General features: G+C 34.1%; 18 protein-coding genes. 14 read left to right on the top strand and 4 right to left on the bottom strand.

The window, feature by feature from the left end:
- Positions 1-9 precede the first annotated feature (9 nt).
- The 6 genes from ACTJFD_RS00420 to ACTJFD_RS00395 all read left to right on the top strand — a co-directional run bounded on the left by ACTJFD_RS00420 (position 10) and on the right by ACTJFD_RS00395 (position 5,016).
- Positions 10-750, top strand: a complete 741-nt coding sequence (locus tag ACTJFD_RS00420) for a lantibiotic protection ABC transporter ATP-binding protein (RefSeq protein WP_442259066.1) — start codon at positions 10-12, stop codon at positions 748-750.
- Complete coding sequence (locus ACTJFD_RS00415) at positions 734-1,495, top strand: lantibiotic immunity ABC transporter MutE/EpiE family permease subunit (protein ID WP_442259065.1); 762 nt, start codon at positions 734-736, stop codon at positions 1,493-1,495. Before ACTJFD_RS00420 ends, ACTJFD_RS00415 begins: the two co-directional genes overlap by 17 nt.
- Positions 1,492-2,244 carry a hypothetical protein gene (locus ACTJFD_RS00410; protein ID WP_442259064.1) on the top strand — a complete coding sequence of 251 codons (753 nt, stop codon included), beginning with the start codon at positions 1,492-1,494 and terminating at the stop codon, positions 2,242-2,244. Before ACTJFD_RS00415 ends, ACTJFD_RS00410 begins: the two co-directional genes overlap by 4 nt.
- Before the next feature lies 1 nt (position 2,245).
- Entirely contained in the window at positions 2,246-2,929 is a 684-nt protein-coding gene (locus ACTJFD_RS00405) for a response regulator transcription factor (RefSeq protein ID WP_442259063.1), read from the top strand.
- On the top strand, positions 2,899-4,263 hold the full coding sequence (locus ACTJFD_RS00400; RefSeq protein ID WP_442259062.1) for a sensor histidine kinase: 1,365 nt from the start codon (positions 2,899-2,901) through the stop codon (positions 4,261-4,263). The genes ACTJFD_RS00405 and ACTJFD_RS00400 overlap by 31 nt, the downstream gene beginning before the upstream one ends.
- 81 nt (positions 4,264-4,344) lie before the next feature.
- Complete coding sequence (locus tag ACTJFD_RS00395) at positions 4,345-5,016, top strand: B3/B4 domain-containing protein (RefSeq protein WP_442259061.1); 672 nt, start codon at positions 4,345-4,347, stop codon at positions 5,014-5,016.
- Positions 5,017-5,066: 50 nt separating this feature from the next.
- On the opposite strand, the gene ACTJFD_RS00390 is transcribed toward ACTJFD_RS00395, so the two are convergent.
- From ACTJFD_RS00390 to lacA, 4 genes are all read right to left on the bottom strand, one after another.
- Positions 5,067-5,933, bottom strand: a complete 867-nt coding sequence (locus ACTJFD_RS00390; RefSeq protein WP_442259060.1) for an aldo/keto reductase — start codon at positions 5,931-5,933, stop codon at positions 5,067-5,069.
- Between the two features lie 180 nt (positions 5,934-6,113).
- On the bottom strand, positions 6,114-7,082 hold the full coding sequence (gene lacD, locus ACTJFD_RS00385; RefSeq protein WP_442259059.1) for a tagatose-bisphosphate aldolase: 969 nt from the start codon (positions 7,080-7,082) through the stop codon (positions 6,114-6,116).
- Between the two features lie 28 nt (positions 7,083-7,110).
- On the bottom strand, positions 7,111-7,626 hold the full coding sequence (gene lacB, locus ACTJFD_RS00380) for a galactose-6-phosphate isomerase subunit LacB (protein ID WP_442259058.1): 516 nt from the start codon (positions 7,624-7,626) through the stop codon (positions 7,111-7,113).
- 30 nt (positions 7,627-7,656) lie between these two features.
- Positions 7,657-8,085: a galactose-6-phosphate isomerase subunit LacA gene (gene lacA, locus ACTJFD_RS00375; protein ID WP_442259057.1), complete on the bottom strand. Its 429-nt coding sequence runs from the start codon at positions 8,083-8,085 to the stop codon at positions 7,657-7,659.
- 210 nt (positions 8,086-8,295) lie between these two features.
- On the opposite strand from lacA, the gene ACTJFD_RS00370 reads away from it, so the two are divergent.
- From ACTJFD_RS00370 to ACTJFD_RS00335, 8 genes are all read left to right on the top strand, one after another.
- Positions 8,296-8,781, top strand: a complete 486-nt coding sequence (locus ACTJFD_RS00370) for a PTS sugar transporter subunit IIA (protein ID WP_442259056.1) — start codon at positions 8,296-8,298, stop codon at positions 8,779-8,781.
- Positions 8,782-9,081 (top strand): PTS sugar transporter subunit IIB, encoded by a 300-nt coding sequence (locus ACTJFD_RS00365; protein WP_442259055.1) that lies wholly within the window; start codon positions 8,782-8,784, stop codon positions 9,079-9,081. It begins immediately after the preceding gene.
- A gap of 35 nt (positions 9,082-9,116) precedes the next feature.
- On the top strand, positions 9,117-10,520 hold the full coding sequence (locus ACTJFD_RS00360) for a PTS galactitol transporter subunit IIC (RefSeq protein WP_442259054.1): 1,404 nt from the start codon (positions 9,117-9,119) through the stop codon (positions 10,518-10,520).
- 125 nt (positions 10,521-10,645) lie between these two features.
- Positions 10,646-11,410, top strand: coding sequence for a DeoR/GlpR family DNA-binding transcription regulator (locus ACTJFD_RS00355; protein ID WP_442259053.1), 765 nt, complete (start codon positions 10,646-10,648; stop codon positions 11,408-11,410).
- Positions 11,411-11,503: 93 nt separating this feature from the next.
- The gene (locus tag ACTJFD_RS00350) at positions 11,504-12,055 is read left to right on the top strand and encodes a hypothetical protein (protein ID WP_442259052.1); all 552 of its coding nucleotides are present in this window, start codon (positions 11,504-11,506) and stop codon (positions 12,053-12,055) included.
- 350 nt (positions 12,056-12,405) lie between these two features.
- A complete protein-coding gene (locus tag ACTJFD_RS00345; protein WP_442259051.1) occupies positions 12,406-14,268 on the top strand; it encodes a BglG family transcription antiterminator in 1,863 nt (620 codons plus the stop codon).
- Between the two features lie 12 nt (positions 14,269-14,280).
- Positions 14,281-16,194, top strand: coding sequence for a PTS fructose transporter subunit IIABC (locus ACTJFD_RS00340; protein ID WP_442259050.1), 1,914 nt, complete (start codon positions 14,281-14,283; stop codon positions 16,192-16,194).
- Positions 16,178-17,023 (top strand): class II fructose-bisphosphate aldolase, encoded by an 846-nt coding sequence (locus ACTJFD_RS00335; RefSeq protein ID WP_442259049.1) that lies wholly within the window; start codon positions 16,178-16,180, stop codon positions 17,021-17,023. Before ACTJFD_RS00340 ends, ACTJFD_RS00335 begins: the two co-directional genes overlap by 17 nt.
- The last annotated feature ends 10 nt before the right edge of the window (positions 17,024-17,033 follow it).

The following is a 17,033-nucleotide window of genomic DNA, read 5'->3' as shown; positions in this document are numbered from 1 at the left end:
GATGAGAAGATGACAACAACAATTATCGAAACAAAAAAAATTAGTAAAGCCTTTAAAAAAGAGCAAGTGCTGAAAGATATCTCTATCAAGGTTAGAAAAGGAACGGTGTATGGACTACTTGGTGCTAACGGTGTTGGGAAGTCGACCTTTTTAAAAATTATCACGGGTATTTTAAAAGCAGATAGTGGCGAAATCTATTTTGATGGCAAGTTATGGGAGCGAGATCAATTACTGAGGATCGGTTCTATGATTGAAGGACCGGCAATTTATGAAAATTTATCGGCTTATGATAATCTGAAAGTTTTGATATTACAATTAAATTTACCGGAACAGCGGATTAATGAAGTCTTGAAGTTGGTTAATTTGACAGGGACAGGAAAAAAGAAATCAGGTCAGTTTTCATTGGGGATGAAGCAACGACTGGGCATCGCGATGGCGCTAATTAATCATCCCAAACTTTTAATTTTAGATGAACCAACAAATGGATTAGACCCACTAGGAATTCGTGAATTAAGAGAATTAATACATGAATTAACCGAACGAGGAGTATCGGTCTTATTATCTAGCCATATTTTAAGTGAGGTTCAGTTAATAGCTGATGATATTGGGATTTTACATGATGGTGTGATTGGTTTTGAAGGACCAAATGACCAAGAAAAACATGACTTAGAACAAATTTTTATGAGTATTGTTTCAGGTGTCGCGTATTGTGACAAAAGGGAGGCCAAGACAGATGCTAGCGGTAATTAAAGCAGAATGGTTGAAAGAAAAGAACAGTAGTAATCGTAAGATGTTACTGATTATCCCAATTGTTTTTACCTTGTTTTGTTTACTTTTTGTGCGAATGATGGGAAGTCATGATGGCCCGGTGAGTTATTTTGTCGCCGTTGCTTATAATTGGTACCCATTATTAATTGGTCCAATTGTTTCAGCGTTGATTGTGAGTCGTTCAATCATCAGAGAGAAAAAAGGTCGAAATAGTGATTTTCAAAGAAGTTTAGGCATTTTACCGCAAAAGACCTGGTTGGCGAAGATAGTCGTAAATGGGGTTGATCTTGGTTTGATTAGTCTTTTTAATTTAATTATTTTATTAGTGATTGAAACGATGAGATATGGTAATACCGAGCGAATAGGTGAAATTATCTTGGCGAGTGCTTTATTATTGTTGATTAATTTAGCGTTGATTCCAGTATTGATGGTCATAACGTTTAAGACAAATCAATTTGTGACGATCATGTTGAGTTTTATTTTGAATTTTAGCGGCGTTTTCCCAATGGCGACGTCAGTCTATTGGTATGTTTATCCATGGTCATATGGGTTTCGTGTCGTTGCGACTTTATTGGGAATTCACCCCAATGGTACTTTCCTTGCAGCAAACGATCCCTTACAGCAGTTGACCGTTTTGCCTTTGGTCTTAGTTTTAAGTCTTTTTATTTTAGTTTTCAGTAGTTGGTTTTCAACACGTTACTATCAAAAGAAGGTGAAAAAAGGATGAAAAAACTAGCGAGTCAGTGGTTAAAAACTAAGGGCAGTCCCCTACGTTGGTTACTAGTTATTTTGCCCCTTATTTTTTCAATAGGGTTGGGTAGTTATTTAGGATTTAGGAAAGGAGAATTCGCTAAGGGGGAAGTGGAACTAATGGTTATCACACTTTTAACGATTAGTGGATTATTTTTTTCAGCTATTTTTATCTATCTGATTGTTGATATCGAAAAAAGCAATCACCATTTTTTTCAGGAAAAACGGCAGGATGTGAAGCGTAACTCTGTTTTTATGAGTAAACTCGTTTTAATTTGTGCCGTGGCCATATGGTTTTATTTAGCCACGCTTATTATTTTTGTGTTTTTTTGGAAATTAATGACGGGCGAATGGTTGGCTTTATGCTTATTATTAAAGATGGGGTTGATTAGTTATTTATTTTTATTGCCTATGCTTAGTTTATACATTTGGTTAAGTTATTTGTTTTCCATTAATGTAACGGTGATTGTTGCAGCCTTTACGATGCTGAGTGGTATTTTATTAGGGACAACCGGGCTCGGAGCCACGCTTTGGAAATACGTCCCGTTGACTTGGTCACTACGCTTTACTGAATTATACCTTTTAGAAAGAGTCCCAAGTATCATTACTTTTATGAGTGAATACCGTTTGTTTTTTGCGAGTTCATTATTATTAACCTTCGTTATTTTTGTTTTACAACTTATTTGGTATAATCAAGGAGAAGAAAAGAAAAGTTTAGGAGATTAAAATGGCAAAAATATTGGTAATTGATGATGAAAAAGATTTACTCTTACTTATAAAGAAAGCATTAGAAAAAGAGGACCATCAAGTGAGTATTATGGAAAATGTGTCAGATGTGTCAGTTGAAATTATCAATCGTTATGAATTACTTATTTTAGATGTGATGATGCCAGGAACGAATGGTTTTGAATTTCTTAAAGAAGTCCGCGCTTTAATCGATATTCCCGTCTTGTTTTTAACCGCTAAAGTCACAGAAGCTGAGATGTTAGAAGGTTTTGCTTACGGAGCGGATGATTACATCACCAAACCGTTTTCGATTAAAGAGTTAAGAGCTCGGGTGATGGCTCATCTCCGTCGGGAAACACGTGAGAAGACACAACGATTAGCTAGTGGCTTAGTCAGTGTTGATTTAATGAAACAACAATTTTATGTCGTAGAAAACAAGGTCAATTTAACTCCATCAGAATACGAACTATTACTTTTATTAATGAAAAATAAACAACAAATCTTTTCGAAGGAAGCTATCTATGTGTCTTTGTATGGGTATGACGGTGAGGGAGATAGCGCAACATCCATTACGGAACGAGTCAAAAAAATACGTCATCAATTTGCGAAATATCAGGTGAATCCGATTGCAACGGTTTGGGGGATTGGTTATAAATGGCAAGACGCTCCATTAAAAGAGTCTTAGTTAAGTTTATTTTAGTTGAATTTTCATTTAGCCTTATGAGTTCATTGCTTTTATTTTTTTTATTTAATTTAGCGTTGAATAGAGATGTTATCTATATGGCAAGTTATCCACAACAAGTGGCTCAAGAATTTACTGATGCTTTTAAAGAGGGAAAAAAAGAGGTTGATTCACTTCCAGATTTTGTTGATTATCTTTTGGTAGATAATCAAGGTAACGTTGTAGAGAAGTCTTTGGAAAATCAAACGGAGCTAGAAGCACTGCTTGAAACTGGAAAATTACCCCAAAAATTTAGTCCCTTCCATCAACGTCAATTAATAAAAGTTCAGCGAGGTGAGCAAACCCTTTTTTTACTTTATCAAGTCACAGCTGATTTTAAAAACCCGTGGTTAAGAGCACATTTACCATCGGCTGAAGCTTCTTTATTCATCCTGCTCTTGTTGATAATCATCATTGGTTTTCTCGTCATTTTATCAGGATTTGCTAAACAAATTAATCGAGAATTACAGAAGATCTTAACTGTTAAAGACCAGTTGTTAGTTGAAGATTTATCCGATAAAACGCAAGAGGCGAGCCCTATTAAGGAAATTCAAGATATTTTAAGCTCTTTATATAAAATGAAGGGAGCTTTGACTGAAAGTTTGTCAAAAGAGTGGCAACAAAAACGTCAAAGTGACGCTCAATTACGTGCGTTAACCCATGATATTAAAACGCCGGTAACTTTAGTTTCAGGCAATTTGGAATTATTAGAAGAAACAGATTTAAACGAAGAACAAACAAGTTATGTTGGTTTTTCACAAAAAGGCATCCAACAGATTAACGCTTATCTTGATGACTTAAGACATTTTTCAGGGTTATCAGAACACCAACCCTCAGCGCTCAGAGCACTGGACACAGGGTTAGTTCAAGAATTTATTGATTTTGCTGGTCAACAAGGACAGTTAAAAAAATTAAGTATCCAAGTCACTAAACAAGAAGCTTGTCCAGAGGTACAGCTTAATGTCAATTCGTTTCAAAAAGCATATCAAAATATTTTAGTTAATGCGGTTCAATATTCAAAAGAAGGAGAATGTATTGAGTTATCGTTTGAAGATTTCACAGATTACTTTGAAATAATCGTCAGCGATCAAGGTGCTGGTTTTTCGGAGCTGAGTTTAAAACAGGCAACGAATGAATTTTATACAGAAATGACTTCCCGAAGTGATGCACATTATGGTTTGGGATTATCGATTGCTAATAGGATAGTGCAGGAGCATCAGGGTGAATTGATTTTAGAAAATTTAAAAGAGCATGGGGAAATCAGTGGTGCACGTGTTATTATTCGTTTGAGAAAGTGATTAAGAACATGTAGAATCAGAGATAAAATAGTGGACAACGATTCGTTCCACCACTATATAAAATACAAAGGACGTGGAAGGATGACATTTAAATTAGATGATAGTTTGAAAGCGTTGGGAATAGAAAAAATTGTGGTCGCCATAGTGAAAGGAATAGATACAACCGTTGCCCTGAATGAAGAACTTGAGCATGAACTACAAATAGCCGAAGAAAAAGCATTGAAAGTATCGGCTGACTCCTTGGCTGAAAACCGAGTGATTCAAGGCTATATCGAGCTGATTCAAAAGATTAAGCGGAGCAAGAAAAAATATCCGCCAACGGTAGAAGCCTTGATAAAAAATAGTCAACGCCGTCAAAGCTTTCCACGTATCAATAGTGTCGTTGATTTATACAATGTAGAAGCATTAAATACTTATTTCTCAATCGGGGCACATGATTTGAAAAAAATAACGTTTCCAATTGAGTTTACCGTTTCAAAAGAAGAAACAGTATTTCAACCGATTTTATCTTCTGAGAAAAAAGTGATGCCCTTTGATTATGTCTATCGCGATCAAAAAGGCGTGATGGCTTATCTTGACTGTCGTGATTCAGAAGACTATAAATTAGACGAGACGACGACAGAAGCTTTATTTGTCATCCAGGGAAATGAAGCGACTCCGGTTTCTGATCGGATGGCTTCACTGGAACATTTGGTGCAGCAATTAAAAAAAGTGATGCCTGATTTAACGTATACCATTCAAGTTATTTCATAAAGATAAAAACATCTCATGCTAAATAAGCGTTTTTAACATGAGATGTTTTTTTATTTTGTCCCTTGACTGAAGACTTTATAGACATTCGCATCACCATAGTCAGTGATTTCGCCAATTCTTTTTAGCTCATCTAAATCTTTTTTTTCAATGTTAAAATCTAACATTGCATTTTCAGTTATATGTTTGGGATTTCCTGATTTTGGTAAAGGCAATAGCCCTAACTCTAAACAATATTTAATGCTCAACTGAGGAACGGAGACATCATATTTTTCAGCCATTTTTTTAATTTCGGGATGTTGAAGGATTTGCCCATGTGCGATTGGCGAGTAGGCTTCAACTAGAATATCCTGTTCCTTACAATAAGTAATGATATCAGTTGGTGTATTACTGATATGAGCTAGGAATTGGTTGACAACTGGTTTAATTTTAGCGTGTGTGAGTAGGTTATCTAAGTCAGCTATTTTAAAATTAGAGACACCAATGGAGCGAACAAGGCCGTCTATTTGTGCTTGTTCTAAAGCACGCCAAACCTCTAGATTTTCTTTATCATAATTTTTATCGGTTCTAAAATCATCCCAAGGTTGTGGACTGTGAATTAAAATTAAATCAAGATAGTTTAATTTCATTCGTTTAAGTGATTGCTTAATAGAGGTAAACGCATCATCATAATTTTTGATTTCAGCTTCGACTTTTGTTGTGACAAAGAGCTTTTCACGCGCAATCAAACTATTTTTAATTCCTTCACCTACGCCACGTTCGTTGCCATAAGCTTGCGCCGTATCGATATGACGATACCCAATTTCAATCGCAGCTTCGACCACTTTATTAACTTTATCATCATCAATTTCCCAAGTCCCTAAACCTAATTTTGGAATGGTTAAACCGTTCGCTAATTGATAGTTTTCTTGTAGAATCATTTGCTATTCTCTCCTTTAAAATAACTTTCGTCTTACTAAATAAAGTGTAAAAGAAAAAGTGAAGAGAAGCAAATAAATTCTTTATATAAGTTGATAACATAATAAAAACAACTGACTAAAACATTCAGTCAGTTGTTTTTAAGAATTTATTTTATTTAGCTGAGTCTTTAAGTTTTTTTATTAGAAAAGAGGGGTAGCGGTTTCTTGAAGGACAATCTTTAATTCTTCAATATTTTTACGACCTTGAGTTTGCATCCATTGACGAGTAGCGGCTTCGCCTTCTTTGACAAAAATATCGATACCATTGGCCCAAGTTGCACGACCACAAAGAACACCGTTAAAATTAGAACCTGCTTGTTTTGCAAATCGTAAAGTTTGTTGAAAAAGTTCAGGACTAACTCCGGCACTTAAGAAAATGAAAGGTAAGTTTGTTGCTTTATCCTGATTTTTAAAATGTTTTTTAGCTTCTTCTTGTGAATAAAGAACATCTCCATCACCATAGCCTTCAACAAAATTCATATTAACTGGAACTTCAACTTTTAAAACATCAACGTTAAAGCGAGGTTCAGAAAATAAACGCATCATTTTATTGACTTTGTGTGGTTTTTTATGAGCAAACTCTTTTGATTGGTTATCTGGATTTGTTGCATCATAAGAAAGTAATTCTAAAAAGAAAGGGAGTTCTTCTGCGAGACATTCGGAACCAATTCTTTCAACAAAAGCTTGTTTTTGATTATTGATGTTCTCCTCTTCATCGGCATCATAATATAAAAGAAATTTACAAGCATTACTGCCCAGCTCTTTTAATCGTTTAACAGACCAGATGGGTAACAAATCAGGTAAGCGACCAGGTGTAGAAGCATCATATCCCGTTTTTTCATAAGCTATTAAAAGTCCAGCACTTGTGTCACGTTCTTTAGCTGCGGGTAAACCATATTCAGGATCCAAAAGAATAGAAGAGGCAAAAGGAGTTAATTCTGATGAAACGATTTTTTTGAATAAAATAATCTCATCTTCGGTTGCTTCAGCCCCTTTACTTTTTGTAATCATCTTTTTTAAAGCTCCACGTTGATCGATTGCTAAAGCATTAATCATCTGTTTTTCGTCACTTAAGGCTTTTAATTGTTCTTTTTTACTAATTGTTGACATTACACGTCTCCTTTCTATACTTGATCTTTTAATCGTGGTATTCCTTACGATTCCATTTTTCGATAAATTCATTAAAGAAATCACCTGAAAATTGTTCAGTATGACTTTCTTCAATCGTATCTATCTTTTTAATTAATTGTTTGTTTTCTTCTGTTTCATGATATTCTGCTTTAACAAAGGCTTCGATAATATCACAAATTAAAAATTCACCTGTGATTTTTCCACCGAAACCGATAACATTGGCATTCAAATTTTCTTTTGCATATAAAGCAGTCGTCATGTCACGAACCAAAGCCCCACGAATACCAGGAACTTTATTAACCGCATTATTAATCCCAACACCTGTACCACAAATACAAACGCCTAAATCAGCTTTGTTACTAACAATAGCTTCCCCAACCTTTTTCCCGAAGATAGGATAGTGCGTTCTAGTAAAGTCGTAAGTTCCAACATCAATGACTTCATAACCTTTTCCTTTTAAAAAATCTGACACAGCTATTTTTACATCTGTAACAATATGGTCACATCCGATTGCTATTTTCATATTAAAAACCCTTTCTTTGTTTGCCTTTCTTTAGGCCATTTTATTTAACATATCAACACGTACTTGGTGGCGACCGCCATCATAACTGGCAGCTAAGAATTCGGTCACAATATTCTTAGCAAGTTCAGGTCCAACAATTTCAGCACCTAAAGTAATCATGCGTGCATTATTATGTTCTCGTGTCATATAGGCTGAGCGTTCATCTGATACTTCGGCAGCAATCATTCCTTTTAATTTGGTCGCTACCATAAAACTACCTGCGCCATAACCATCAAACGCAATCCCTAAGCTTGTTGGGTTAGCCAATAAATCTTGGCCAATCGCTAGGGTAGACTCTATAAAATCTTCTGAAGCAACCTCAGTTTTATCAACAACTTCATGCCCGTTCGCTACTAAATCTTCCTTGATAACTTCTTTTAAAGCCATTCCATATTTATCTGAACCAATAACTACTCTCATTTTGAAATCCTCCTTTAATAGTAAAATAATAAAATAGATATTTGTATAAAAATCACTTACAAACATATATTAAAACAAATTCAAACATTAATCAACAGTTAAAACGAACAAAAACAAAAATAAAGCGTTGACATTTTAGTTTTAAGTCCCTATAATAAGGGTGTAAAGAACGAAAACAACATTTTTAAACAATTTATTGGAGGTTTTTGTATGAAAGAATTGCTTCATGAAGACACAGTGTTTGTTTCTGATGATCAATCGCAAGAAGAAGTCTTTAAAAATATTGGGAATCAATTGTATGAGAGGGGGTTAGTTACAGCTGATTTTGTTCAAAATATTTTAATTAGAGAGCGTGAGTATCCAACAGGCCTTGATTTAACACCAGTTAATCCAAAGTTAAAAAATATTGCAATTCCACATACGGAAAGTAAATATGTCAAGACAACACGTATTGTTCCAGTAAAACTTATTCATCCAGTAAAATTTCATAATATGATTAATCCAGAAGAAGTTTTATCTGTTTCTTTCTTATTTATGATTTTAAACGAAAACGGATCGGAACAATCAGGATTATTAGCTGAAATTATGGATTTTATTAATGCAACCGGTTACCAAGAGTTACTTGAGCTATTTGATAGTATCGATGGACATGAAATTTATAACCTTATCAATAAAAATATAAAGGAGACGATTTAAATGATTAAAATTTTAGCAGCGTGTGGAGCAGGAGTAAATTCTAGCCACCAAATTAAAAATGCATTGGAAACAGAAATGAAAGAGAGAGGGTACACTATTACTTGTGATGCAGTGATGGTTAAAGATATTAATGAAGATATGTTAAGTCACTATGATATTTTTGCTCAAATTGCTAATACTGATCTAGGATTTGAAATAAAAATACCTGTGATTGATGCCGGTCCTATCCTTTACCGAATTCCAGCTATGGCAGAACCAGTGTATGAAAAAGTAGCAGAAGCGATTGATGCATTAAAATAAAAGGTTTCTTTTAGAAAAAGGAGGAAGACATAGTAATGAGTATGATAATAGAGTTTGCTAATAAGGTGTTTACGCCCTTGATTGATTTAGGTGCAGCTCCTTTGATGACGATTATTTTGACGATTATTGCATTATGTTTTAAGGTTAAATTTTCTAAAGCTTTGGAAGGTGGTATAAAATTAGGGATTGCTTTAACAGGTATTGGTGCTATTATTGGGATTTTAACAACAGCTTTCTCAGGAGCAATGACATCATTTGTAGAACGGACGGGGATTGCATTAAATGTTACTGATGTAGGTTGGGCTCCATTAGCAACGATTACTTGGGGATCACCATATACGCTCTATTTCTTATTAATTATGGTAATTGTTAATGTTGTTATGTTGTTTTTAAACAAAACAGATACATTAGATGTTGATATTTTTGATATTTGGCATCTTTCAATCGTCGGTTTATTTGCCATCTTTTGTGGTGCTAATTTAATTGTTGCTACTTTATTGGTTGTTTTCATAGGCGTTTTAAAAATTATCAATTCAGATTTAATGAAACCGACATTTAGTGATTTATTGAATACACCAGATGATAAAAATCCGATGACAACCACACATATGAACTATATGATGAATCCAATTATTATGTTGTTTGATAAGATTTTTGATAAAATTTTTCCATGGTTAGATAAATATGATTTTGACGCAGCCAAGTTAAATAGTAAAATTGGCTTTTGGGGTTCAAAATTTGCGATTGGGATTTACTTAGGAATTTTTGTTGGCATGTTAGCCGGTCAGACACCAACACAAATATTCGCATTAGCTTTTACTGCAGCAGTCTGTTTGGAACTGTTTTCGTTAATTGGTTCATGGTTTATTGCAGCAGTTGAGCCATTATCACAAGGAATTACAAACTTTGCTAATGCAAAATTAAAAGGTCGTACTTTAAACATTGGTTTAGACTGGCCGTTTATTGCTGGTCGTGCTGAAATTTGGGCAGCGGCAAATATCTTAGCACCAATTATGTTACTAGAAGCAATTATTTTACCAGGGAATAAACTATTACCTTTAGGTGGTATTATTGCTATGGGAGTTACTCCAGCATTATTAGTGGTAACAAGAGGTAAATTAATTCGAATGATCGTTATCGGAGCTATTGAATTACCTTTATTTTTATGGTCAGGTACACTTATTGCAGGATTTGTAACCAAGACAGCAAAAGCAGTAGGTGCGTTTCCAGCAGGGCTAGATAAAAGTGCTTTAATTTCACATACCACTATGGAAGGTCCTGTTGAGAAATTCTTAGGTTATCTTGTTGGGAATGCTTCACAAGGAGAAATTAAATTTATTCTGTATGCTTTAGTAGCTTTAGTTATCTACTTGTTAATTTTTGTTTGGTATGCACATGAAATGAAAAAACGTAATGCTGTTTATGCTGAAAATAAATAAAGATAAAAAAGACACGCTATATGCATTCTGTGTATAGAGTGTTTTTGCTGTTAAGGATATAAAATCTATCTTTTTATGATAGATTAAAGTAAAATAAAGGAACGTTAGGAAGGATGGGATGGTCTGTGTTAAAGGATGAACGATTTAATAGAATTTTAGCTTTAGTTGAAAAAAAAGGAACAGTTAAAGTTAATGATATTGTACAAGCATTAAATGTTTCCGACATGACGGTTCGGCGCGATTTATCAGAATTAGAAGAGCAGGGGAAGCTAAAGCGAGTCCACGGTGGTGCTACAGGGGTATCCTTTAATAAAAAAGAGCTATCACATAATGCTAAATTAATCATTAATAAAGATAAAAAACAGTTAGTTGCTCAAAATGCGCTATCTTTAATAGAAGAAGATGAAACCATTTTCTTAGGTCCGGGAACAACAATTGAACTATTAGCTGAGTTGATAGAATTTAAGTCGCTCCGTGTAGTAACTAATTGTTTACCTGTTTTTAAAGCACTTGATAAAAAGCAAGCCAATTATAAACTTTATTTATTAGGTGGCGAATTACGTCAGAAAACCCAAGCTTTTTTTGGTGAAATTACAAATCATGCTTTAGAAGATATGCATTTCAATAAAGCTTTTTTTAGTTGTAATGCATTAAAAGGAAACAGTGTGATGACAGCGACGATTGAAGAAGGTCGGACTCAAGCAATAGCATTAGATAATGCAGTTGAAAAATATTTATTAATTGATTCGACAAAAATAGGGAAAGAAGATTTTTATTCTTATTATAATTTACAAGATATTACCGCAGTTGTTATGGATCGGGATGAACGTGAAACTTTTCATAAAATAGAAAAAACAGTATCAGTGATAGTTGATTCCGAAAAAGATTAAAAAATTATAAAAATACGATTTTAAGTGGGTGTCATCTTCTTATTTTGTGATTTAATTAAATCAATAAAAAAGTGAACAAGAAAGGGCGACAACGTGAAAATTAAATTAGTAATGATTGGCTTATTTAGTCTTTTCCTATTTTCAGCGTGCACTGCTAATCATAAATTAGGAAATGAGAGGCAAATAGATAAAAAAACTTTAAAGAGTCAAAGCTCAGAAAAGTCTGGGGAATATGATGAAGAAGTTCAAAAAGCACTCGATGAAGCAAATAAAGAAGTCGCACGAGCAGAAATAGAAAAAAAGGCTCGAAAAGAAAAGCGAATAGCTAGTGGAGAGCCTGTGATTGAACTAGAGGGGAAAGTCACCGATGTTTTAACAAAACCTGATAGTGGCCTTGATTTGTATCGAATTACTTTGAAAATTACGAGTATTAAGCAAGATAAAAACAACCTATATCATGACAAGGTCGGGATTGATTATCAGTATTTTTTATCGGCTCATGACTATCCAGATTTTGCTTTTGATAAGTTAAACAAAGGAGATTCTCTTAAAATCGAAACGTTTCAGGATGCTTATATGACCGAGTCACCACCAAAGCAAATCAGTGAGGAAGATATTACTAGGGTTAGTTTGTTAAAAGATTAAAAATTAATTTGTTAAGAATCGATTAAACATAAATTTACATATAAAATGCTCTGTTTATTTAGTTCTACTATCTCAATATTTTTTTGAGAATAGTAGTGAATTGAAAGACAGGGTTTTTTTGTTTTTTAAAAGGTAATAAATCAGCATTTAAAATAACTTTCGGTTTCTAATTGATTTATTTGAGTTGTCATCTTTCCTTGATATACTTACGTTTAATTATAAAAATAAATCAATTGCTTCTATTAAATAAAGATACACTTAAAAAAAGTTTCCGCTTACATAGGAAGAGTTTCATTCTAGCGAGAATGGAGTGCTTCGACTAAGATGAATTCATAGGAGATGTGATAAGGATGAGGGATAAGTATGTAAGGTTAATAGTGACTTTGCAAGAAAAAGGGGGATTTGTAAAAGGGAATGATCTTGCACGCAAATTAAATGTTTCTGATCGAACGATAAGAAGTTACATCAAAGATTTAAACGAGAACTATTTGATTGATGCTAAAATAAAAAACAATAAAAATAAAGGTTACATTCTTACGGGGGAAATTAATGAAATCAAGCGATCTCATCAAATTGAGTTTGAAGAGCGAGCATTTTTTATTGTTAAATATTTAATGGATAAAAACGATTGGGTAACTTATGAAGAAATAGCCGAAGAATTATTTTTTTCAAGTCAAACCATTCGAAATGATGTTTTAAAAATTCATCAATTAGTCACTGAACAACTGAGAGATATTAAAGTTGAGAGTATTATTTTTCAAGGAATCAGACTTGTAGGTAGTGAAATTGATAAACGTTTGTTCTTAGATAGTTTATCCAAACCGCCAGCTTTAACTCATTCAAACTTTATAAAATCATTATCTTACTATTTTAAAAACTGGACAACTGTAGAAGAATTAGAAGCCTATGTTACATATCTTGAAAAAAACATGGATAAATTGAAAATACCACTGAGTAATGACAACTTATTGCCTATCATCTCTTATTTAGTCATTTGTTTTAAGAGGATTGAGGACAAGCATGTACTTGAAGATGCTTCACATTTATTGGATAAGTACGATATCACACAAATGCAAGAGTATGCAATTTCAAAAAAATTGATGTTTGAAATATCAAAACAAAAACAAATTGAAATACCGGAAGCAGAGATGATTTATTTAAGTTTTTACTTAATGAGTCAACGTTTACTTTTTGAAGCAAATGAGGAAAATGAACATCAGATACCTGAACGTATTAGAGTTAGTATTAACGAAGCACTTGTACAGTTAGAAAATGAGTACCATATGGATTTTTCAAAAGATAGTCAGCTGTCATCTGGCTTAATTCTTCACTTATCACGTGATATCTATCCACTTTTATTTAATTTTTATATTGAAAATGCTTTTGTGACAACTATAAAAAAAGAATACATCCAGGCTTATTATATTGCGATTAGCTTTTCCCATCTGCTCAGTAAAAAACTAGAGTTAAATATTCCAGAAGCAGAAATCGGCTATTTTGCCTTACACTTTGCATCATTTATTGAAAGAGAAAATAAAGATGTGGTACGTGCTTTGATAGTTTCTGGGAGAAATAAGCCAGCTTCATTTTTATTGAAAAATGAACTTGAACAAAAAATACCAGGTTTACTGATTAAGGAAATTATAGATTATAGTCAATTATCGACGTTGTCAGAGGAAATCCAACTGTTAATCTCTCCGTTTAAATTACCAGATACGTTACCTATGCCGACAATTCAAGTCAATGAGTTAGCGACAGAAAAAGATATTATTCGTTTAAAAGCAAAGGTTAACAAGCTGTTTTCTAAAAAGAATTTAAATGTGGATTACTTCAATCGTTCGAATTTAATGACTAAAGAAAAAATTCTAAAATTTATGATGGAAGAGATGGAGTTAGATTACTTATACGAAAGTTTGATTGAACGGGAAAAATTATCAACAACAGATGTTGGTAAAGGAGTTGCTATTCCCCACCCTTTAAAACCGGGTGAATTTAATCATGTGAGTATTGGCGTCCTTGTTTTAGAAAAGCCAGTTTGCTGGGGCGCTGAAGAGGTAAGAATTGTTTTTTTAGTGGTTCCTGGAAAAGATCGCCAAGCTGAGACAGGACAATTGATGGAGGAACTCTACCGAATTGTGAATAATAAGAAGATATTGCATTCTATTTTAGAAGCACAAACAAAAGAAGAATTTGACGCTATATTAGAAATTTGAGGAGATGATAAAATGAAAGTTTCAGATATGTTAGTAAAAGAAACCATTGAACTAGGATTAAAGTCAACCGATAAAGCAGGAGCGATCGATGAACTCTCTTTGTTGTTGGAAGAAAATGGTTGTTTATCAAATTTAGAAAAATATCGTGAAGATATCTGGGAACGTGAAAATTTGATTTCTACGGAAGTTGGCTCAGGAATAGCTATTCCACATGCGAAATCGGCGGCAGTTGTTAAGCCAGGAATTGCTTTTGGTCGAAGTTTAGAAGGATTTACATATGATAAAGAACATTGTAATTTATTCTTCATGATTGCTGCTGGAGAAAAAGCATCAAACGAACATTTGCAAACGCTGTCAAAATTATCGACATTTTTAATGGATGAGGTTTTTAGAGCGAAGTTAATTTTAGCAACATCGGCAGAGGATGTTTTACAAGCCATTAATGAAAAAGAACAAGAAGAGATCGAAGATAAATTTATTTCCAATGAAGATAATGATGGAAAGACTTTTTTAGTTGGTGTGACAGCATGTACAGCTGGAATTGCGCATACGTATATGTCAGCTCAATCTTTACGTGATGCTGCGGCTAAAAAAGGCATTGAAATGAAAGTTCAAACAGATGGTTCAAGTGGTACAGAAAACATGTTAACAGCGGAAGAAATCTCTCGAGCGGCGGGAGTAATTATTGCTGCTGACCGAGGATTAGATTTATCAAGGTTTGACGGGAAAAAATTAGTTAAAACATCGACAAAAAAAGGCATTAACGAACCAGAAAAATTAATTGAAGAAGTTCTGAATAAAAATGAAGTATTTAGAGCAGAGGGAGCTGACAAACAAGTATCTGAAACGAAAAGTGATGCAAAAAGTAATACATTTGATATTTATAAACATCTAATGAATGGTGTTTCCTTCATGTTACCATTTGTAGTTGCCGGTGGTATCTTGATTGCTATTTCGTTTATGTTTGGTGTGAATTCATCTAATCCAGATTCGAGTCAATACAATGCATTTGCAGCTTTTTTAAATGAAGTCGGCGGGCAAGCGGCATTTGGTTTGATGGTCCCTATCTTTGCTGGTTACGTGGCATATAGTATAGCTGATCGTCCTGGTTTAGCACCAGGAGCAATTGGCGGAATGATTGCCTCACTGGGTGGGTCAGGTTTCTTGGGTGGTTTAATTGCTGGTTTCTTAGCAGGTTACATCGTTGTGTTATTGAAGAAAGTTTTAGTTAAATTACCTAAATCACTTCATGGTTTAAATCCAGTGTTGTTGTATCCCGTATTAGGGACGTTAGGAACGACTTTAATTATTCAATATGTAGTCAATACGCCTGTGAGTAATATGAACAATGTCTTAACTAGTTGGCTAACAGGTATGAGCGGCTCTAATGCTATTTTAGTCGGTGCATTACTTGGTGGTATTTTAGTAAGTGACATGGGTGGACCGTTGAACAAAATAGCTTATGCGTTTGGTATTCAAATGATTACAAGCGGTGTTTATGGGCCAATGGCAGCATTGATGTGTGGGGAAATGATTCCACCAATTGGAATTGGTTTAGCAACAACATTATTTAGAAATAAATTTACAGCACAAGAGCACGAAACAGGTAAGGTAGCTTATGTTTTAGGAGCATGTTTTATTACAGAAGGTGTGATTCCGTTTGCAGCAGCTGACCCATTAAGAGTTATTCCGGCAAATATTATCAGTGCTGCTGTTGGTGGCGGGTTATCGATGGCTTTTGGAATTGAATTAACAGCTCCACATGGTGGTTTGTTTGTTATTCCAATTGCAGTCAATCACCCAATTATTTACATCGGTTGTATTTTAGCAGGTAGCTTAGTAATGGCTTTAATCGTTGGGTTTACTAAAAAGCCAATCACAGCGAATGAAAATTTAGGAGGAAATGTTAATGTTAGTAACGTCTAAAGAATTATTCAAACAAGCGAAAGAAAATGGGTATGCTATTCCAGCACCTAATTTTATCGATTTAGATTCAATGAGAACATATGTTGAAGTGGCAGAGGAACTGGGATTGCCAGTTTTGATCGCTCTTGCAGAAACACATTTAAATTTAATATCATTAGAAGAAGCAGCGCTGAATGCTAAGTACTTAGCTGAAAAAGTATCTGTTCCAGTTATTCTTCATTTGGACCATGGTATGACTCCAAGTGTTATCAAAAAAGCGGTTGACCTAGGTTTTACTTCCGTAATGATTGATGCATCTCAAGATGACTTTGAGACAAATGTTCGCAAAACAAAAGAAATTATTGAATATGCACATCCAAGAGGTGTTGTGGTTGAAGCTGAAATCGGTCATGTTGGTTCAGGAGTTAACTATGAAAATCATGAGCATACAGACTCAAAATATACAACAATTGAAGATGCGGTTAAATTTATTGAAGCAACTAATGTCGATTCATTAGCCATTTCAATTGGGACAGCTCACGGGATGTATAAAGGTGTTCCAGAAATTAACTTTGAGCGTCTAAGTGAGATTGCCACAGCTGTTGATACACCTTTGGTTCTTCACGGAGGTTCATCTTCAGGCGATGCTAATTTGAAACATTGTGCAACGAGTGGCATTAGTAAGATTAATATTTTCTCTGACCTAGTGAATGCGGCGATGACTGAAATAAATGAAGGTCAGCCAGAGAATTATCTTGATGTGAAAGAACAAGCTAACAAAGGGATGAAAGAGTGTTTGAAACATTATTATGCTGTGTTTGAAACAGCTAAATATTTAGAAATTAAATAAAATTACATTC

The organism is Vagococcus sp., from assembly GCF_052102835.1.
In the GTDB taxonomy this organism is placed as follows: Bacteria; Bacillota; Bacilli; order Lactobacillales; family Vagococcaceae; genus Vagococcus.
This window is presented reverse-complemented; position numbering and strand designations above follow the sequence as displayed.

Bases quoted from the DNA above. Each gene is read 5' to 3' on its own strand.
- ACTJFD_RS00400 (WP_442259062.1), top strand. From the start codon at position 2,899: ATGGCAAGACGCTCCATTAAAAGAGTCTTAGTTAAGTTTATTTTAGTT.
- ACTJFD_RS00405 (WP_442259063.1), top strand. From the start codon at position 2,246: ATGGCAAAAATATTGGTAATTGATGATGAAAAAGATTTACTCTTACTT.
- ACTJFD_RS00420 (WP_442259066.1), top strand. From the start codon at position 10: ATGACAACAACAATTATCGAAACAAAAAAAATTAGTAAAGCCTTTAAA.
- ACTJFD_RS00345 (WP_442259051.1), top strand. From the start codon at position 12,406: ATGAGGGATAAGTATGTAAGGTTAATAGTGACTTTGCAAGAAAAAGGG.
- ACTJFD_RS00365 (WP_442259055.1), top strand. From the start codon at position 8,782: ATGATTAAAATTTTAGCAGCGTGTGGAGCAGGAGTAAATTCTAGCCAC.
- ACTJFD_RS00335 (WP_442259049.1), top strand. From the start codon at position 16,178: ATGTTAGTAACGTCTAAAGAATTATTCAAACAAGCGAAAGAAAATGGG.
- ACTJFD_RS00340 (WP_442259050.1), top strand. From the start codon at position 14,281: ATGAAAGTTTCAGATATGTTAGTAAAAGAAACCATTGAACTAGGATTA.
- ACTJFD_RS00370 (WP_442259056.1), top strand. From the start codon at position 8,296: ATGAAAGAATTGCTTCATGAAGACACAGTGTTTGTTTCTGATGATCAA.
- ACTJFD_RS00410 (WP_442259064.1), top strand. From the start codon at position 1,492: ATGAAAAAACTAGCGAGTCAGTGGTTAAAAACTAAGGGCAGTCCCCTA.
- ACTJFD_RS00395 (WP_442259061.1), top strand. From the start codon at position 4,345: ATGACATTTAAATTAGATGATAGTTTGAAAGCGTTGGGAATAGAAAAA.
- lacA (WP_442259057.1), bottom strand. From the start codon at position 8,085: ATGAGAGTAGTTATTGGTTCAGATAAATATGGAATGGCTTTAAAAGAA.
- lacB (WP_442259058.1), bottom strand. From the start codon at position 7,626: ATGAAAATAGCAATCGGATGTGACCATATTGTTACAGATGTAAAAATA.
- ACTJFD_RS00415 (WP_442259065.1), top strand. From the start codon at position 734: ATGCTAGCGGTAATTAAAGCAGAATGGTTGAAAGAAAAGAACAGTAGT.
- ACTJFD_RS00390 (WP_442259060.1), bottom strand. From the start codon at position 5,933: ATGATTCTACAAGAAAACTATCAATTAGCGAACGGTTTAACCATTCCA.
- lacD (WP_442259059.1), bottom strand. From the start codon at position 7,082: ATGTCAACAATTAGTAAAAAAGAACAATTAAAAGCCTTAAGTGACGAA.
- ACTJFD_RS00360 (WP_442259054.1), top strand. From the start codon at position 9,117: ATGAGTATGATAATAGAGTTTGCTAATAAGGTGTTTACGCCCTTGATT.